The organism is Algibacter sp. 2305UL17-15, assembly GCF_040720935.1.
GTDB lineage: Bacteria > Bacteroidota > Bacteroidia > Flavobacteriales > Flavobacteriaceae > Jejuia.
This window is the reverse complement of record NZ_JBFDAE010000006.1, coordinates 92,866-110,753: the sequence shown is the minus strand read 5'-3', so window position 1 is coordinate 110,753 and position 17,888 is coordinate 92,866. Positions and strand designations below refer to the sequence as shown.

Genomic DNA, 17,888 nt, shown 5'->3' with positions numbered 1-17,888 from the left:
AAACCCTCTTAAGGCCGCGTAAACGAATAATTACCCCTGTATTAAACGACTTCATATCCCCACTACATCAATATTGTTTGGTTATTTAGCATTAAACCAGAAATCAATTTTTTTGGTCAACTAACACTATAATTAAACTTTTTAAGAATGAACGAAAATCAACGTAATTATTTGTTGGGAGCATTACCCCTCAAATGTCTCTTATTTGCAATCGCAATCTTAAATCCCTTAATGTTTTATGCACAAGGCATAGACGTTAACGGCAAAGTGCTTGATTCAAAAACCAATCAACCTGTTCCTGGTGTCAATATTATAGTTAAAGGCACTACCAATGGAACTAATTCAGACTTTGATGGTAATTTTACAATTAACGCCAATATTGGAGATGTGCTTCAAGTTTCCTATTTAGGTTTTAAGTCTCAAGACATCACAATAAAAAATAATGAAACGATAACCATTTTTCTTGAAGAGGATATTTCTCAGCTTGATGAAGTGGTAGTAATAGGATATGGAACTTCAAGTATCAAAGAAACAACGGGTGCTGTGGCCAATATTAAAGTGGCGGATATCCAGCAGGTGGCCAATACCTCTGTTGACCAAATGCTACAGGGTCGCGTTGCGGGCTTAAATTTAGGATTAAGCACAGCCCAACCCGGAGCAAGGGTAAGTGCGAATATACGAGCAGATATTTCACCTAGAGGAAGTGGAGAACCACTTTATGTTGTAGATGGCGTGCCCATCATAAACAATTCGCCAGAACCGGGGTTGGATTCCTCAGATTTAGGTTTTTTTGGAGGCATAGATAGAAGTCCCTTATCAACAATAAATCCAGCGGATATTGAATCCGTAGATGTAATTAAAGACGCCAGTACAACCGCAATTTATGGTTCGGCCGCCGCAAACGGGGTTATTTTCATAACAACCAAAAAAGGAAAGGCGGGAAAAACCACGGTTGACTATAGAGTTTCAACAAGTGCCCAAACTCCAAAGGATTATCTAGAATTTTTAGATGCTGAGGATTTTATGAGACAGCACAACCGACTGGCTTTTGATAGGTATCTTTTTGATAACAAGTATGCGCCTTATGGCCCTCAGAATGCTCCCGGTGACGGGTTTACGCCCTTTTTTACTCAAAGTGATATCAACAATGCAGGGTCTGGAACAGATTATGTAAATGGTTTGATCAGAACTGGTTTTATTCAAGAACATAACCTCTCTATCAATAGTGGTAGCGAAAACACTAAGATTTTCTCCTCTTTTAACTATTACGATAATGATGCGGTTTTAAAGAATTCTGATTTTCAGCGATATACGGCTAGGTTTAATATAACCCAGAAACTTGGGGAACGATTTAACCTTAATGTAAAGACAAACTTAAGCCAGATTAATAGCAACAATGCCTCTACCGGAGCCAATTCTGGAGGTAGTGAAAAATTCAACATGCTTCAGGCGGCTTATGCTTTTGCGCCCAATATTGCTCCAAGGGAACCAGATGGCAGTTATTCCAGAACTTACAATAACTTGATAACAAACCCTTTTGCCTTTTTTGAAATTGAGGACAAATTAAGAACCAATAGATTTTCAATAACGCCAAAACTTGATGTTACCCTACTTGATGAACTAACCCTAACTATGGTGGGAAGCATGGACAGAACCACATCGACCAGAAAATTTTTCATGCCTTCCATTGTTGAAAATGCACAATTGCCCGATGGTGTTGCGCAATTGGCAACCAATAGAAATGATGCTTATACAGGCGAGGCGTATTTCTCATATTCAAAATCTTTTGAAAATAGTACGCTATCCGCAGTCTTGGGGGCAGGTGTGTATAAAACATTGGGAGATGGTTTTGGTCTTCAGGCCGTTGGGTTTTTTACGGATGCCTTGGGAGCAGACAATGTGGGTATTGCCGACCAGTTGCTTCGCAATAAACAGAACTCGTTCAGATTTGAAACTACGAGGCTTTCCCAATTTGCCAGAATCAATTATACGATAAACGGAAAGTATATCTTAAATGGCGTGGTAAGGCGCGATGGCGCCAGTAATTTTGCCGAGAATAATAAATGGGGCGTTTTCCCCGGAATTTCTGCGGCATGGAGAATTAGTGAAGAACCATTTTTGGAAAACTCAAAAGTATCAAATTTGAAGCTTAGGGTAGGATATGGAGAAGTAGGGAATGTGGTTTTGGCAAATAACGCATTTCAGCTGTATGGCATAAGTGGGGAATTTACATTTGGTAATACCGTACAACCGGGAGTTGTCCTTTCTCAAGTTGAAAACCCTGATTTTAAATGGGAAACAAATAGCAGTATCGATATCGGTGTAGATTTTGGTTTTTTTAACGATAGAATAAGCGGTACTATTGAACTATATGAGAAAAAGGCTAAAGATTTAATAGACTTTGATCCTTTGCCTTCCAATAACGCAGTAGGAAGAGTAGTTACAAATGTAGGTTCTACGAAGGCTAGAGGTATCGACATAGCCTTAAATACAACTAATATTTTAACAAACAATTTTGAGTGGAGCACCAACTTTACCTTTTCAACGAGTAGGTCTGAATGGGTTGAGCGAAATCCTAATGTAACACTTCCGGAGTATGTAGGAGAGAATGACCAATTAGGGGATTTTTATGGCTGGGAAACCGATGGGATCATCAGATCCCTAGAAGAAGTCCCTAACCATATGGCTGGGGCATTTCCGGGCAATGTTAGGTTTGTGGACCAAAATGATGATGGTATTTTAGATGTTAAGGACGTCGTAAAACTGGGCACTTGGGGGCCAAGGGTTAATTTTGGCGTTGGTACTAACTTTAGATATAAAAACTTCACGTTAACCGCATTTGCCTATGGTAACGCCGGAGTACCAAGAGGTTTTGGTTTTTATCCGGATTCTTTCAGAATTTCGAATTCCACACCTTCAAATACCCTAACAAGCGTAAAGGATATATGGTCCTTTGATAATCCTGATGGTTTTTTGCCAGGAATTGCTTCTAACCCATATAGCGGAAATAACCCTGCGGGGAATACGGATTTTTTATTGGAAAAAACGAGTTTCCTCAGGATTAAGAATATAAATCTAGCCTATAATCTTCCAATAGCCGATGGGTCTAAATTGCCTTTCAATAAGTTGCGGTTTTTTGTGGATTTACAAAATGTAGCGTTATTCACTAACTATGATGGACTGGACCCAGAAATGGATACTACCAACCCCTATCCGCAAGCATTGTCATCAACTCTTGGAATAGATATACAATTTTAAAAAAATAAATGATATGAAAAATAAGTTCAAAAGCCGATTGATTTTAACAGCTATATTGTCAATTTTTATAATTGTTTCAAGCTGTGAGGATGAATTAGAATCAAAAGTGTTTAGTGATTTGACCGCTGAAAATTTCTTTGAAACAGAAAAAGACTTCAATGCAGCTCTTGTTGCATTATACAGCTCCTTTTCAATTGATTGGGGCGCGGAAGACCCAGGGGTAGGCATTTGGTATGCTAACTTATATAATGCCAACAACAGAACGTATTTAATGAGAAGCATGCTTACTACCGATGAACTCTGGAACGATTGGGATGCCGATATATTGAATTTTACATGGGGACCAGCCACATTTTCGGGAACAGGTGCTTCGGCTTATTCTAGAATAAGATACGTAGCCAGAGCAACAGATATTATTGATAAAATTGAAAAATCCTCAGTAAACGATTTAATCAAAAATAGATACTTGGCAGAGGCGAAAACATTAAGAGCATGGTTAATGTACATTCTTTATGACTTTTTCGGCCCTGTAAATGCAAAAATTAACCCTGAAACTTTGAGTGATACCGATATCATTCCAAGATGGCCAGATGAAACATATATTGGTGTTATTGAACAAGATTTGGTGGATGCCATTAATACGGAAGAGCTACCTGAAAAATACAATGGTACAGGAGATTGGGGCAGAGCGCCAAAAGGCTTGTCCAGAATGTTGCTCCTCAAACTGTATATGCACAAGAAAGAGTGGGCCAAGGCAGAGGAAACCGGTAAAGCGCTTATAAATACGGGAGCCTATGCTTTGCAACCCGATTACCAGAATATATTCACAACCCCATCAAATAGCGAATTGATCTATGCTATCGTCAGCAATGATGCGGTGCCAAATTGGTACATGCAACATCTATTTCCCGGAGGTTATGCCCAAGGTTTTGCAGGCGATAGATTAATAGAACGTGGCGGAGGATGGTACGGATATTCCATGCCCTGGGAGTTTTATGATAAGTTTGAGAGCGGAGACCTTAGGACCAATACCATCATTTCGGAATATACAAATAGTGGCGGGGAATTAGTAGATAGGAATAATGGGTTAAGAGGAGCTATTCCACTTAAATATACAAGCATAGAAGGCAATGGGCCCGATTATGCAATTGATTGGGTAATTTACCGCTATGCAGACGTGCTTCTATCGGTAGCCGAGGCCATCAACGAACAAAGAGGGCCATCAGACGCCTACCAATATGTAAACCAAGTTCGAGATAGAGCGGGTGTTGCGCCACTTGCCGGTTTATCAAAAGAAGAGTTTAGGAATGCGATCCTAGATGAAAGAGGGCGTGAATTATTTGGTGAAGGCCACAGAAGGCAGGATTTGATACGTCATGGTAAGTTCATCGAAAAAGCAATAGAACGAGGAGCAACTAGCGCCAGTCCAAAACACATTCTTTTTCCAATTCCATCAGATGTGATACTTGAAGGAAATGGCATTATTGAACAAAACCCAGGTTACTAAAAAAAAACAAACAGATGAAACAGATGATTAAATATTTAGCTTTCAGTTTACTTATTTCAATGAGTGTTGGTTGCGAAACCTATGAAGTTATTAATACTGAAACTCCCGATATAAATTTAGAGAACTCATTTGAGCAAAAGTTTTACAACGGCTCCGACCTTTCGTATGTAAATGAAATGTTGGACTGTGGGGCAACTTATAAAGATTTTGCGGGCAATGAAGCAAACCCTTATAAAATATTTAGTGATGCAGGTAATAATTTGGTTAGAGTCCGTCTTTGGAACGAACCATCAGCATGGACAGCATACTCAAATATAGAAGATGTTGAGAAAACCATTAGCAGTTCTAAAGCCGAAGGAATGGATGTGTTACTGGATTTTCATTATTCCGATACTTGGGCAGACCCAGATGACCAAGTAATCCCATCAGCTTGGTTGGATGTTGTAGATGATACTGAAGCTTTAGGGGAAAGATTATATAATTACACCTATGAAACTTTGGATAATTTGGCATCAAAGGATTTGCTTCCTGAAATTGTTCAGGTTGGTAATGAAATAAACACGAACATTCTTAATAGGGAAGCAGGCTCTGTAGATATCGATTGGGATCGGAATACGTTTCTAATAAATAAAGGGATTCAAGCTGTTAGGGATATCTCAAAAAAACACGATGCCAGAGTCCAGATCATGTTGCATATAGCACAACCTGAAAATGCTTTATGGTGGTTTGAAAAAGCAAATGAAAATGGTATAGTTAATTACGATTGGATAGGAGTTTCATATTATCCTAAATGGTCAGATTATCAAGTATCGGATGTGTCAGATGCCATTGTAACTTTAGGATCCAGTTACAACAAAAAGGTAATGATTGTAGAAACAGCATATCCTTTTACAACCGAAAATGCCGATGGAGCCAACAATATACTGGAAAAAACGGTGTACCCCGCAACCCAAAAAGGGCAGTTGGAATTTCTTTTGGACTTAAAGCGAGAAATAAAAGAAGGCAACGGTTTTGGTTTGGTGTATTGGGAACCGGCTTGGGTGTCCACCGGATGCGGGACCCTTTTTGCTGATGCCGGATCACATTGGGACAACGCTACATTATTCGACAATGATGGCAACACTACTTTAGGAATGAATATTTTTAATGAGGATTATGTGCCAGATACCACCTGCTCAAGTATTTGGGCATTGGGAGACGGTGTGCCCGATGCCTTATGGAATTGGGATAATGCGATCGAAATTCCATGTGATGGCACTTCAAACACTATTGAAGTTAATTTGGCAGAAAACAATTTCAGGTTTTTTCAAACTGAAGGCGACTGGGCATCTGGTTTAGGCTATCAATATTTTATAAATAGAGGTTATGCCATAGACCCCAAGCTCAAGGGAGTAGCTGATGGCGATGATAATTTTGTTTTTGAAGGCACCCCTGGGCTTTATAATTTAGAGATAAACCACCAAGAAAAAACTATAGTTTTAACCCCCGTTATATCAGATCCCTATTATGCATTGGGCGATGCCTTGCCCGGGGGATGGAACTTTGATGAGGCTACTTTAATAGAGTCCCCAATCTTTGGCGTTAGAAAGGCTACCGTAAACCTTTCACCCGGTACATTTAGGTTTTTTACGGTAAAAGATGACTGGAGCAGTAGCTTGAATTATGCATATTTTGCTGATCAGGGTTATACTATTGATGCTAATTTGATAAACGCTGGTGATGGCGATCAAAACTTCAGATTTATCGGAAACACCGGTGAATATGTTTTAGAAATAAATGACCTTGATAAAACCATTACCTTATCGGGTTCAGGGCCATTTCCCTCGCTTTGGGCCGTAGGAGATGCTGTTCCGGGAGGCTGGGGCTTTAATGATGATACCGTAGAATTCAAACAGACTTTTAGTGGGGTTTGGAAAGCAAACCTTGAATTAAATGCCGGAGTATTCCGTTTTTTCCAAACTTTCGGAACATGGGATACCAATAATAACTACGCTTATTATCTAGCTGAAGGGTTTGATATAGATGCCAATTTCGAAAATGATGGAACTGGTGATGAAAACTTCAGGTTCATAGGTACCCCCGGGCTTTATACTTTAACCATTAATGCAAATTCCAAAAAAATAACCTTGGAAGAATTTGAAGCGTTGCCATCACTTTGGGCTGTGGGAGACGCTGTTCCGGGAGGTTGGGGCTTCAATGACGATACCGTAGAATTCCCGCAGGTTTCAGAAAACGTTTGGACAGCCGAAATAGCCTTGAGCAATGGCGGTTTATTCCGCTTTTTCCAAACCTTTGGCACTTGGGATACCAATAATAACTATGCCTTTTATGCTGGAGAAGGTTATACCATAGACCCAGATTTTTCTGAGCAAGATGCGGCCGATAAAAACTTTGTATTCAATGGTGCGACAGGACTTTATACACTCACTATTGATGGCAATGATAAAACCATAACCCTAGAACCGTAGTTGACTGGATTTTTTAGCGAAGGGGAGTGGCGCTCCTAAAACTCCCTTTCTCTTTTAAAGTTGAATAAAAAAAAAGGCTATCCATCCATTGCAAACAGGGGCAAAAACAAGTAAGGATTGCATTCCCAAATGCTAAATATACCAATCTTGACCTGCTAATGTTATCAAACATCAATTATTAACATTTTAAAACTTAAAATCATGAAAAAAACATTACTATTTTTAAGTATGGCCATTATTTCAGTATGTGGTTTAATGGCGCAATCGATAACGGTAACCTCGTTAGTTACTAATCCAACGGAGGTTAATAGTGATTTTACCGTGAATATGGAATACACAACGTCCAATGCCAATGATATTATTTACATAGGCTTGGAGTTAAAAAACTCTGATGGAAGTTGGGCCGCCACCATTGCAGAAACAACCATTAACCCTGTAGGGACTAGTGGAACCGATGTGCCTACATCAGCCGTTGTTACGGTGCCTGCTGGCGTTACGCCAAGTGCAGATTTAACTGGAGGACAGTACTACGAATTAAAGGTAGAGCTTAACGCAGAAGCCTGGGCCGGATGGTTGGCAGGAGATTACCCAGCTATGACTTTAGCGGCCGAGGGCACACTTAGTATTGAAAACAACGAACTTAATAAGGTGAAAGTTTATCCAAACCCCGTTTCAGATAGATTAAATATTATTGGACCGGGACATAAGGCGCGTGATATCAAAATTAAAAACTTACTTGGAAAAACTGTTTACGATGCTACAAATTTCCATAGCGGTTATGTAGATACATCTGCGCTTTCATCTGGAATATATCTTCTTTTGATAAAAGATGGGAGTACGGTCAGTAATATAAAGTTCGTGAAAAAATAAAACATAAAAATTGTTTTGGTTTATTTAGTTGAAGTTAAAAAGGGAGCTGAGTAATTAAAAGTTCCCTTTTTTAAACAAATTGTAAATTGGTAATACATTAAAGAATTAGTCATGGGAAAAATTGGATATCTAATTGTATCATTTCTGTTAATAGTAAGTTGTAGCGAGCAAAACACATTAATAGACAAGCAAAAATTTAATGACGGCTGGGTTTTTAAAATTTTGCAGGATGATAAAAATGATGTATCGTTTTCTCAAGTAAATGTTGATACCAATAATTGGGAAAAAGTACAACTGCCCCACACGCCTAAAATAGAACCTAAAATTGTAAACGACCAATGGCAAGGCATCTGTTGGTATCGCAAAAAATTCAGGCTTTCAGACGACATGAAAAACAAGACATTGTTTCTAAACTTTGAGGGCGCTATGAATATTGCAGAGGTTTGGATCAATGGCGAAAAATTAATGGAACATCATGGGGGGTATTTGCCCTTTGTAGTCGATTTTACTGACGTAGCTATTTTCGATAAGGAAAATACCATAGCTGTAAGGCTCAATAATAATGACAACCCAATAACAGGGCCTAAACCATTAAAAGTCTTAGATTTCAACACCTACGGGGGTATTTATAGAAACGTATGGTTAATTGCCAAAAACAAACTACATATTACGGACCCCATACATGCCAACAAAACAGCTAGTGGCGGTATTTTTGTTAGGTATCCAGAGGTGTCAAAAGAAAGCGCAAAAATCCATATTCAAACACACATAAAAAACTCAAATAAAAGCGAAGCCCAATTTATGGTTCGTAATACACTATTCTATAAAGACAGCTTAGTAACATCAGTTACAAGTACAGCACATACCATAAAAGGAACTGGTGATAAGGAGGTTACAGCCAATTTAGAAGTAGAAAACCCCGATTTATGGTCGCCAAAAAGCCCTAATCTTTATCAGTTAAAAACTGAAATAATTTCTAATGGTATTTTGATGGATGAAGCCATGACAACCATAGGAATTAAGAACGTTAAGTTTATTGGGCAGGATTTATATCTAAACGGAGAAAAAACATTTTTAAGGGGCGTAAATAGACATCAGGAATATCCATATATAGGTTATGCCCTCTCTGATAATGCAAATTACCGGGATGCAAAAAAAATAAAGGAAGCGGGTTTTGATTATGTTAGGCTCTCACATTATCCACAAAGTCCATCGTTCATGAGGGCCTGTGATGAATTGGGGTTAGTAACCATCGATGCCATTTTGGGGTGGCAGTATTATAGTGATGATATAAAATTTCAGAAGCACGTATTTCAAACTGCAAAAGACTTAATACGAAGAGATAGAAACCACGCTTCAGTATTGGCATGGGAAGTATCGTTGAACGAATCATGGATGCCCGAGAAATTTATTGATACTTTAACCAAAATAGCCCATGAAGAATATCCGGGAGATCAATGTTTTACCGCCGGATGGCAGTCCTATGGATACGATATTTACCTCCAGGCACGTCAACATCGCCTAAAGCACTACGACTCTACCCTTAAAAAACCTTACAATGTTTCAGAATATGGAGATTGGGAGTATTATGCCATGAATGCTGGGTTAAACCAAAATAGTTGGCAAAATTTATTGCAAGAGGACAGATCCAGTAGGCAGTTGCGAAATGCTGGCGAAAAGCGTTTACTTCAACAAGCGACTAACGCTCAGGAGGCCCATAATGATAATTTAAGTACACCTGCCTTTGCCGATGGTTATTGGGTGATGTACGATTATAATCGAGGCTATGCTGATGACTTGGAAGCCTCAGGTGTTATGGATATCTTCAGATTGCCCAAACCAGTTTATTACTTCTACAAAAGTCAAAGGGATGCAGACGACCCCTTTGGAAAACCAATGGTTCATATAGCCAATAACTGGGAGAAAACCAGTCCTTTGGAAGTTCGCGTTTTCAGTAATTGTGACGAGATAGAACTTTTTTTAAATAGTAAAAGTATGGGACGTCAAAAACCAGATAATAATAGTATATCCAATAATTTGAACCATCCACCATTTACGTTCCATCTACCAAAATTTGAATCTGGGACTTTAGAAGCCAAAGCATATTTGGGAGATAAATTGGTAACATCAGATGTAAGGCAGACACCGGAAGCTCCTGCTAAAATTATAGTTTCAAAAGATATTAGCGGGTATGAGCTTGAGGCTGGTAGTAACGACCTCATATTTGTTTATGCCTCTGTGGTAGACGAAAATGAAACATTGGTACCTAGTTTTTCTGATAAAATTTTGTTCAAATTAGAAGGTGATGCAGAGCTAATCGGGGAAAATCCCGTAAACTGTGAAGCAGGCATTGCCAGTATTTTACTTAAAGCCGGAAAAAGTACGGATGGCATTAAGGTGACCGCCAGTTTTGAAAAAGATTCTATATATGCACAAAATTGATTTCATTTTAAAAAAAAAGTTTTCAAATGGTTTATAAAAATCGAACACAAATAAGTATTCAACAATGAAAAATTTAGTTAAGATCATTTTTATTTTAATGCTGTTCAATGTATCCAATTCACAAGATTACATGATAGGGGCCGACCTTTCTTTTGTAAAGGAAGCAGAGGACAGCGGATTTGCTTTTAAAGAAAACGGAAAACCAAAACCGTGTATTGAAATATTCAAAGACCATGGCTATAATTGGATACGTTTAAGGTTGTTTCATAGTCCGGAATTAAATGAGGACTATAAGCTTCCAAATAATCTAGAATATACCATTGCCCTGGCAAAAGAAGCCAAAGCGCAAGGGTTTAAGTTTTTATTGGATTATCATTATTCTGACGTTTGGGCAGACCCCGGAAAACAATTTACACCAAAAGCCTGGGAAGGGAAACCACTTACCGAATTAGCGCAGTTAGTTTACGAATATACGCTTTCCACTATGATTGCATTTAAAAAGGCAGGGGTATTCCCGGATATGGTTCAGGTAGGAAATGAAATCAGTAACGGTATGCTGTGGCCCATTGGCAAACTGCCTGAAAATTGGGATAATTTGGCAGTCCTATTAAAAGCTGGTATAAATGGAGTAAATGCAAGTTGCGGTAATGGTCCTTGTCCCGAAGTAATGATACACATTGACAAAGGCGGTGATAAGAATTTTACAAAATACTTCTTCGATAAAATTAAAAACTATGGAATTGAATACGATGTTATTGGTCAGTCGTATTACCCTTGGTGGCATGGTAGCCTGTTAGATTTACGCGAATGTTTACATTTTGCATCAAAGGAATATGATAAAGATGTTATAGTGGTAGAGGCCGCATACAATTACCGATTACAGGAATATAAAAACAAAAAAGCGCCATTTCCAGAAACGCCAGAAGGCCAAAAGCAATTTCTGGAAGAGGTTAACACTATCATCTTAAATGTGCCCAATGGAAGGGGGAAAGGCGTGTTTTGGTGGGAGCCTGCCGCACCAAAAAGAGGCTTTGAGTCGCGGACATTCTTTGATGAGGATGGAAATATAATGCCAGTTATAACTGTTTTTGATAAGTATGTGAGGCATTGATTAACAATGAAAAAATAGTTCCTAATCTAGCTAAGTTCTTTTAGTCGTTATGATTGGTTTGTATTTGAGAAACAAGCATAAAATAGATATTTTATTTTTGATTGCTTATGATAATGAATTTTGGAATTAATAAATGATTTTTTATTTGAAAAATTATTAACCATTCAAAAATCGATAGTTTTTATCTTTTAAGCCTAAATAAATATGGTGGTTTAAGAAACAAAGGAGAAATAGAAAAGCTATTCAGATATTCACTAAGTTGTTATCTTAAATTTTTTCGGAAGGGTCTTTTGTCTTTTATCGGACAACAATGGTCTTAAATAAAAAAGAGATTTGGGTGAAGTTTTATTACTATTGAATTGAGGTGTGTTCAAGAGTGCTAATAAAAAACCCTTGAAAGTCAACAGACAGTCAAGGGTTCGCTTTTTGAAGTGGTGCCTCCAGGAATCGAACCAGGGACACAAGGATTTTCAGTCCTTTGCTCTACCAACTGAGCTAAGGCACCAATTGCTTAATTAAGCGGATGCAAATATATATGCAATTTTGTTATTGCCAAAATAAAATTAGAAAAAAGAATGGATTAATTTCAATTCAATTATTATAAAATATTTAAGATTTTAATTCTTACGGTTTTGTAGATTTACACTTTTACAATTAGGATGAATTTAATAGTTGATGTAGGTAATACTTATGTGAAATTAGCCGTCTTTCTTCGAGATAAGCTTATTTTCAAAAAAGCTGTGGAACTTGAAAAACTCACCTACACCATAAATGAACTAAGAAAAGAGTATCCAAATTTAAAAAGAGCCATTGTTTCTTCAGTCGGCAAACTTGAAAAAGGCGCTATTAAATACTTGGAAAAGAGATTCGATTTACTCGAACTTACCCATAAAACTAAAGTGCCTTATAAAAACAATTACGGTACCCCAAAAACATTGGGTATAGATAGAATTGCTCTGGTAAGTGCCTCGGCCTACCATTATCCCGAAAATAATGTTCTAATTATTGATGCAGGCACTTGTATAACCTATGATTTTATAACAAATGAAAACGAATATCTAGGTGGTGCCATTTCCCCAGGTATTAGAATGCGTTACAAATCCCTGAATAATTTAACGGCAAATTTACCGTTGTTAGATACAGATAAACCAAAGGATGTTATTGGAACTACAACAGAAAGTTCCATCCATTCCGGGGTGGTTAATGGTGTTGTAAATGAAATAGATGGGTTTATTAAAGCGTATCTAGAAGAATATTCAGATTTAACAGTTATTTTAACAGGCGGTGATACTAATTTCTTGTCAGAACAATTAAAAAGTAGCATATTTGCCAACTCAAATTTTCTTTTAGAAGGTCTAAATTATATTTTGGAATTTAATTCAAACTAATGATAAAAAAACTTTTAGTAGTTTTTGTTGCTATTTTTACGATTACCTGTTATGCCCAAGAGGGTACAGCGTCTCCATATTCCTTCTACGGCATTGGAAGTTTAAAATTTAAGGGAACAGTTGAGAATAGGAGTATGGGTGGTTTGAGTATTTACAGCGATAGCATCCATGTAAACCTTCGTAATCCTGCGTCTTTTGCAGGAGAAAATCTTTTAATGTTCAATAATGAAAGCAGACCCGTTAAGTATGCGGTAGGAGGTAGTTATTCCAGTACGAATTTAAAAAGCAATACTAGTGAGGGCAACGTTTCTTCAAGTACATTTGATTATTTAGCACTGGCGCTTCCTCTTGGAAAGTTTGGTGTTGGGATAGGTATTATGCCTTACACAGCGGTTGGATATAAGTTAGAAACCACTAATGATGATGGGGCTACAACAAATCGTTTTAACGGTCAAGGAGGGTTAAATAAGGTCTATTTTGGTTTAGGCTATTTGGTGAATAAGAATTTAAGTATTGGTATTGATGCCAATTATAACTTCGGAAACATACAAAATAGTGCGATAGAATTTAGATTTGATAGTGATGGTTTACCATTGGTGGCACAATCCAGGGAAAATAATCGTTCCGACTTAAGTGGGTTGAATGTCAATTTAGGACTATCATATAAAGCGATGTTAAACGAAAGTTTGGAACTAGTTTCTGGGATAACATTTACACCAGAGAGTAAAATAACATCACAAAATCAACGTTCATTTTCTACAGTAAGGGTTGTATCGGGACAAATAAGTGTTAGAAATACAACAGATGTAGATCTGGAAAGCCAGGGCTTATTGGAGACCGATTTGGTGTTGCCTTCAAAATTTTCGTTCGGTTTTGGTCTTGGTGAACGTCGTAAATGGTTTGTTGGTACAGAATTTGAATCGCAAAAAACCAGTAATTTTGAGAACCCTTTATACGATACCTCTGTTACTAATTATGAAGATGGCTCTAGGTTTTCGTTGGGTGGATTTTATATTCCAGAGTACAATTCATTTTCAAGTTACTTCAAACGTGTGGTTTACAGAGCAGGTCTCAGGGTTGAGAAAACAGGTTTAAATATTGAAAATGAGTCCATAAAAGAGTTTGGCATGTCTTTTGGAGTAGGAATACCAGTTGGAGATTTTGGCTCTAACGCAAATTTAGGATTTGAAATTGGTAGAAGAGGTACAACTAATAGTGATTTAATACAAGAGAATTTTATTAATTTTCAGATTAGTTTATCTTTGAACGATAGATGGTTCAACAAACGAAAATATGATTAACAGCATAACATTATTATCATGAAGACAAAAATTACATTATTATTTGCATTATTTATAGGCGTAGGTATAGGTTTTGCACAGCAAAATGAAGAGTGTATGACTAAGCTTTCCATATTCCACGAATATGCAAAAGCTAAAAATTACGATGCAGCTTACGAGCCATGGATGGCAGTAAGAAACCAATGCCCAAAATTCAATATCGCAATTTATAGTGATGGAGAAAAAATATTAGACCATAAAATTGATAATTCTTCAGGGGCTGAGAAAAAAGCTTTTATTGAAGATTTATTGGACTTATGGGGAAAAAGAGTTGAGTTCTTTTCAAGCAAAACAGCTAGAGGGGAATATGATGCTAAGGCGTGCCAATTAATGTATGATAATAGAGAGCTTTTAGGTAAGACTAACGAAGAATTATATGCCTGTTATGATGCAGCTTATATAAATGATAAAGAAAACTTCACCAATCCTAAGAGTTTATATACTTACTTCTCTTTGATGGTAAAGTTATTTGATGCAGGTAAAAAACCAGCTAAGGATTTATTTAATAAATATGACGATGTAGTTGAAAAAATAGAAGATGAAGTTAAAAATTATTCTGAAAAACTGAATAAATTAATAGCCAAAGAAGATGCTGGAACGCCATTAACCAAAAGAGAAGGAAGCTACAAGAAATACTACGAAAGTTATTTGAAAGCTTATGACCAGATTGCTGGTAGCGTTGATGGGGAATTAGGTATTAGAGCGAATTGTGAAAACTTAATTCCATTGTATCAAAAAGATTTTGATGCTCATGCATCTGATGCTGTTTGGTTAAAACGTGCCGTTAGTAGAATGTATCATAAAGAATGTACAGAAGATCCTTTATATGAGAAGTTAGTGAAATCTTACGATGAAACTGCACCATCTGCAGATACAAAATACTTCGTAGCCACGATTTTACTTAAAAACGGAAAGACTTCTGAGGCAGAGAGTTATTTACAACAATCTTATGATTTAGAAACAGATACGTTCAAAAAAGGAAAATTGGCTTATAGAATTGGATCAATACTTAAAAAGAAAGGTAGATTCGGTCAAGCAAGAGGATATTTTAGAGATGCTTTAAAATTGAATCCTTCTAACGGAAGACCTCATTTAGCAATTGCAGATATGTATAATGATAGTGCTAAAAACTGTGGCGATAGTAACTTTACCAAAAGAGCAGTTTACTGGTTAGCAGCACAAGAAGCGAGAAAAGCATCGCGTGTAGATCCTACATTAACTAAAGCGGCAGCACAGTCTGCAGCAAGCTATGAGTCTAAAGCACCTACAAAGGCTGAAATATTTACAGAAGGTAATTCTGGTCAAACCATAAAAATTGGTTGCTGGATTGGAGCATCAGTTGTTGTGCCTTAAAACAATATGAGGAAATTCATTACATATACTTATAAAAACATAGTCATAGCTTTTGCTCTGACTATGTTTTTTTCATGTAAAAACAACTTTAAAGAGGTTCAGAAAATAGGAATTTCAGAGAATGAACCTATTGGTGTTGCCGAAAACATTCATCTAAAATATACCGATTCTGGAAAGGTAAAGGCCATATTGAAAAGCGCTAAAATGCTTGATTATGCCAATAGAAAATTTCCATACAATGAATTTCTTGATGGTGTAAATTTGGAGCTTTTTGAAGATGGAAAAAAAAGTGTCATCGTTTCAGACTATGCCATTATTTATAGTAAAACTGATATTATAGATTTACAAGGTAATGTAAAAATCACAACACATAGTAACGATACGCTTTATGCAGAACAGTTGTATTTTGACCAAGCTACAGAATGGGTGTTTACGAACAAACCTGTAAAGTTTAGAACCGGTCAAGATTTAATACATGGTAATGGCTTCGATTCCAATAAAGGGTTTACCAATGCCGAGGTATTGGAAATAACGGGTATTATTACTTTAAAAGAATAATTATACTTCATAATTATTCTTATGCAAGACTTCAATTTTAAGTATCTTTGCAACATATTTCAATTTAAATTATGCGATACTCAAAGTTTTTTCAATACGTCTATTTGGTATTTGGAGCTTTATTTTTGTACGATGCCATTACAAAATACATGAACAATGGAGAAATAGCTTATCCTTCAATTTTATTGGGGGCAACAGCTATTTTTATGTTCTTCTTTAGAAAAAATTTCAATAAGAAATTCGAAAATAAAGACAAATAAATGACACTCTCAGTTGTTATAATTGTTGTTTCCTTGATACTTTCGGCGTTTTTTTCAGGTATGGAGATTGCCTATGTGTCCTCTAATAAAATTCATATTGAAATAGAAAAAAAGCAAGAAGGCATTCTAGCGAAAGTACTAGGTAAATTAACTGCTAAACCTTCTAAGTTTATTACCACAATGCTAATTGGTAACAATATAGCTCTGGTAATTTATGGGTTTTTTATGGGAGATGTATTGGTAAATTGGTTTCAATCCATGCTACCTTCTAATTCTGTATTTTTAAATTACATGTTAGACGATTTAAGTTTGCTGTCCCAAACCATAATTTCAACATTAATAATTTTAATTACTGCGGAGTTTTTACCTAAAGTGTTCTTTCAAATTTACGCTAATTCATTGATGAAATTTTTGGCGATTCCAGCTTATATATTTTATGCGCTATTCACTTTTGTGTCAGATTTTGTGATTTGGATTTCAGATTTGGTACTCAAATATTTCTTTAAAACAGAAGGAGATACCATTCAACTGGCATTTACAAAAGTGGAGTTAGGGAATTATATTAGTGAGCAAATGGAATCTGTTGAAGCCCATGATGAGGTAGATTCAGAAATTCAAATCTTTCAAAACGCATTAGAGTTCTCAGAAGTAAAAGCCAGAGAGGTTATGGTGCCCAGAACCGAAATTATTGCGGTTGAAATCAATGATAGTGTCAAATCTTTAAACGCTTTATTTACTGAAACCGGCTGCTCTAAAATAATAGTATATAAAGATTCTATGGATGATATTTTAGGCTACGTACATTCCTTTGAGTTATTCAAAAAGCCTAAAACCATAAAATCTATTTTATTGCCCGTGGAATTTGTTCCAGGTACTGTTTTAATAAGCGATGTGTTGAATAGTTTGATTAAAAGGAGAAAAAGTATAGCCGTTGTTTTAGATGAATATGGAGGGACTTCGGGGATTATGACCGTTGAGGATATTGTTGAAGAACTTTTTGGGGAAATTGAAGATGAACATGATAACGTTGTTTTGAACGAACAGAAAATTGACGATGGAACATTCGAATTTTCAGGGCGTTTAGAGGTAGATTATATTAACGAAACATACAAGATTAACTTACCTGAAGATGAGAATTATGAAACGCTGGGTGGTTTAATTGTCAATCATACCGAAGAGATTCCCCAACAAGGAGAAGTGATTAATATGGATACTTTTCAGTTTACTATTTTGGAAGTTTCCAATACAAAAATCGATTTGGTGGAACTAAAAATTACCACCGAAGATTAATCAAAAATGTATCTATAGTTTATTCTATGAATTAATGGGTATT

12 protein-coding genes and 1 tRNA gene are annotated in these 17,888 nt (G+C 36.6%); 12 read left to right on the top strand and 1 reads right to left on the bottom strand.

All coding sequences use genetic code 11. From position 1 onward, the window contains the following. The first annotated feature begins 147 nt into the window (after positions 1 to 147). The 6 genes from ABXQ82_RS08235 to ABXQ82_RS08210 all read left to right on the top strand — a co-directional run bounded on the left by ABXQ82_RS08235 (position 148) and on the right by ABXQ82_RS08210 (position 11,656). Positions 148 to 3,258 carry a TonB-dependent receptor gene (locus ABXQ82_RS08235; RefSeq protein ID WP_367057618.1) on the top strand — a complete coding sequence of 1,037 codons (3,111 nt, stop codon included), beginning with the start codon at positions 148 to 150 and terminating at the stop codon, positions 3,256 to 3,258. 13 nt (positions 3,259 to 3,271) lie between these two features. Next, complete coding sequence (locus ABXQ82_RS08230) at positions 3,272 to 4,765, top strand: RagB/SusD family nutrient uptake outer membrane protein (protein WP_367057615.1); 1,494 nt, start codon at positions 3,272 to 3,274, stop codon at positions 4,763 to 4,765. Between the two features lie 23 nt (positions 4,766 to 4,788). Beyond that, positions 4,789 to 7,233 carry a glycosyl hydrolase 53 family protein gene (locus ABXQ82_RS08225; protein ID WP_367057612.1) on the top strand — a complete coding sequence of 815 codons (2,445 nt, stop codon included), beginning with the start codon at positions 4,789 to 4,791 and terminating at the stop codon, positions 7,231 to 7,233. Between the two features lie 201 nt (positions 7,234 to 7,434). Continuing rightward, positions 7,435 to 8,103, top strand: coding sequence for a T9SS type A sorting domain-containing protein (locus ABXQ82_RS08220; RefSeq protein WP_367057609.1), 669 nt, complete (start codon positions 7,435 to 7,437; stop codon positions 8,101 to 8,103). A gap of 111 nt (positions 8,104 to 8,214) precedes the next feature. Beyond that, entirely contained in the window at positions 8,215 to 10,545 is a 2,331-nt protein-coding gene (locus tag ABXQ82_RS08215; RefSeq protein WP_367057606.1) for a glycoside hydrolase family 2 TIM barrel-domain containing protein, read from the top strand. A 64-nt stretch (positions 10,546 to 10,609) separates the two neighbouring features. After that, entirely contained in the window at positions 10,610 to 11,656 is a 1,047-nt protein-coding gene (locus ABXQ82_RS08210) for a glycosyl hydrolase 53 family protein (RefSeq protein ID WP_367057603.1), read from the top strand. A 432-nt stretch (positions 11,657 to 12,088) separates the two neighbouring features. On the opposite strand, the gene ABXQ82_RS08205 is transcribed toward ABXQ82_RS08210, so the two are convergent. After that, positions 12,089 to 12,161, bottom strand: a tRNA-Phe gene (locus ABXQ82_RS08205). A 154-nt stretch (positions 12,162 to 12,315) separates the two neighbouring features. Between ABXQ82_RS08205 and ABXQ82_RS08200 the strand changes: the two genes are divergently transcribed. The 6 genes from ABXQ82_RS08200 (at position 12,316) to ABXQ82_RS08175 (ending at position 17,845) form a co-directional block, all read left to right on the top strand. After that, complete coding sequence (locus ABXQ82_RS08200) at positions 12,316 to 13,044, top strand: type III pantothenate kinase (protein WP_367057600.1); 729 nt, start codon at positions 12,316 to 12,318, stop codon at positions 13,042 to 13,044. Beyond that, positions 13,044 to 14,345 carry a hypothetical protein gene (locus ABXQ82_RS08195; RefSeq protein ID WP_367057597.1) on the top strand — a complete coding sequence of 434 codons (1,302 nt, stop codon included), beginning with the start codon at positions 13,044 to 13,046 and terminating at the stop codon, positions 14,343 to 14,345. The genes ABXQ82_RS08200 and ABXQ82_RS08195 overlap by 1 nt, the downstream gene beginning before the upstream one ends. A gap of 18 nt (positions 14,346 to 14,363) precedes the next feature. Beyond that, positions 14,364 to 15,737: a tetratricopeptide repeat protein gene (locus ABXQ82_RS08190; protein ID WP_367057594.1), complete on the top strand. Its 1,374-nt coding sequence runs from the start codon at positions 14,364 to 14,366 to the stop codon at positions 15,735 to 15,737. 6 nt (positions 15,738 to 15,743) lie between these two features. Then, entirely contained in the window at positions 15,744 to 16,295 is a 552-nt protein-coding gene (gene lptC, locus ABXQ82_RS08185) for an LPS export ABC transporter periplasmic protein LptC (protein WP_367057591.1), read from the top strand. Between the two features lie 71 nt (positions 16,296 to 16,366). Beyond that, complete coding sequence (locus ABXQ82_RS08180) at positions 16,367 to 16,555, top strand: hypothetical protein (RefSeq protein WP_367057588.1); 189 nt, start codon at positions 16,367 to 16,369, stop codon at positions 16,553 to 16,555. Then, the gene (locus tag ABXQ82_RS08175) at positions 16,556 to 17,845 is read left to right on the top strand and encodes a hemolysin family protein (protein WP_367057585.1); all 1,290 of its coding nucleotides are present in this window, start codon (positions 16,556 to 16,558) and stop codon (positions 17,843 to 17,845) included. The last annotated feature ends 43 nt before the right edge of the window (positions 17,846 to 17,888 follow it).

What these genes read in the sequence shown, in the direction of transcription:
- ABXQ82_RS08190 (WP_367057594.1), top strand. Translation starts at nt 14,364, where the DNA reads ATGAAGACAAAAATTACATTATTATTTGCATTATTTATAGGCGTAGGT.
- ABXQ82_RS08220 (WP_367057609.1), top strand. Translation starts at nt 7,435, where the DNA reads ATGAAAAAAACATTACTATTTTTAAGTATGGCCATTATTTCAGTATGT.
- ABXQ82_RS08195 (WP_367057597.1), top strand. Translation starts at nt 13,044, where the DNA reads ATGATAAAAAAACTTTTAGTAGTTTTTGTTGCTATTTTTACGATTACC.
- ABXQ82_RS08215 (WP_367057606.1), top strand. Translation starts at nt 8,215, where the DNA reads ATGGGAAAAATTGGATATCTAATTGTATCATTTCTGTTAATAGTAAGT.
- ABXQ82_RS08175 (WP_367057585.1), top strand. Translation starts at nt 16,556, where the DNA reads ATGACACTCTCAGTTGTTATAATTGTTGTTTCCTTGATACTTTCGGCG.
- ABXQ82_RS08180 (WP_367057588.1), top strand. Translation starts at nt 16,367, where the DNA reads ATGCGATACTCAAAGTTTTTTCAATACGTCTATTTGGTATTTGGAGCT.
- ABXQ82_RS08225 (WP_367057612.1), top strand. Translation starts at nt 4,789, where the DNA reads ATGATTAAATATTTAGCTTTCAGTTTACTTATTTCAATGAGTGTTGGT.
- lptC (WP_367057591.1), top strand. Translation starts at nt 15,744, where the DNA reads ATGAGGAAATTCATTACATATACTTATAAAAACATAGTCATAGCTTTT.
- ABXQ82_RS08230 (WP_367057615.1), top strand. Translation starts at nt 3,272, where the DNA reads ATGAAAAATAAGTTCAAAAGCCGATTGATTTTAACAGCTATATTGTCA.
- ABXQ82_RS08210 (WP_367057603.1), top strand. Translation starts at nt 10,610, where the DNA reads ATGAAAAATTTAGTTAAGATCATTTTTATTTTAATGCTGTTCAATGTA.
- ABXQ82_RS08200 (WP_367057600.1), top strand. Translation starts at nt 12,316, where the DNA reads ATGAATTTAATAGTTGATGTAGGTAATACTTATGTGAAATTAGCCGTC.
- ABXQ82_RS08235 (WP_367057618.1), top strand. Translation starts at nt 148, where the DNA reads ATGAACGAAAATCAACGTAATTATTTGTTGGGAGCATTACCCCTCAAA.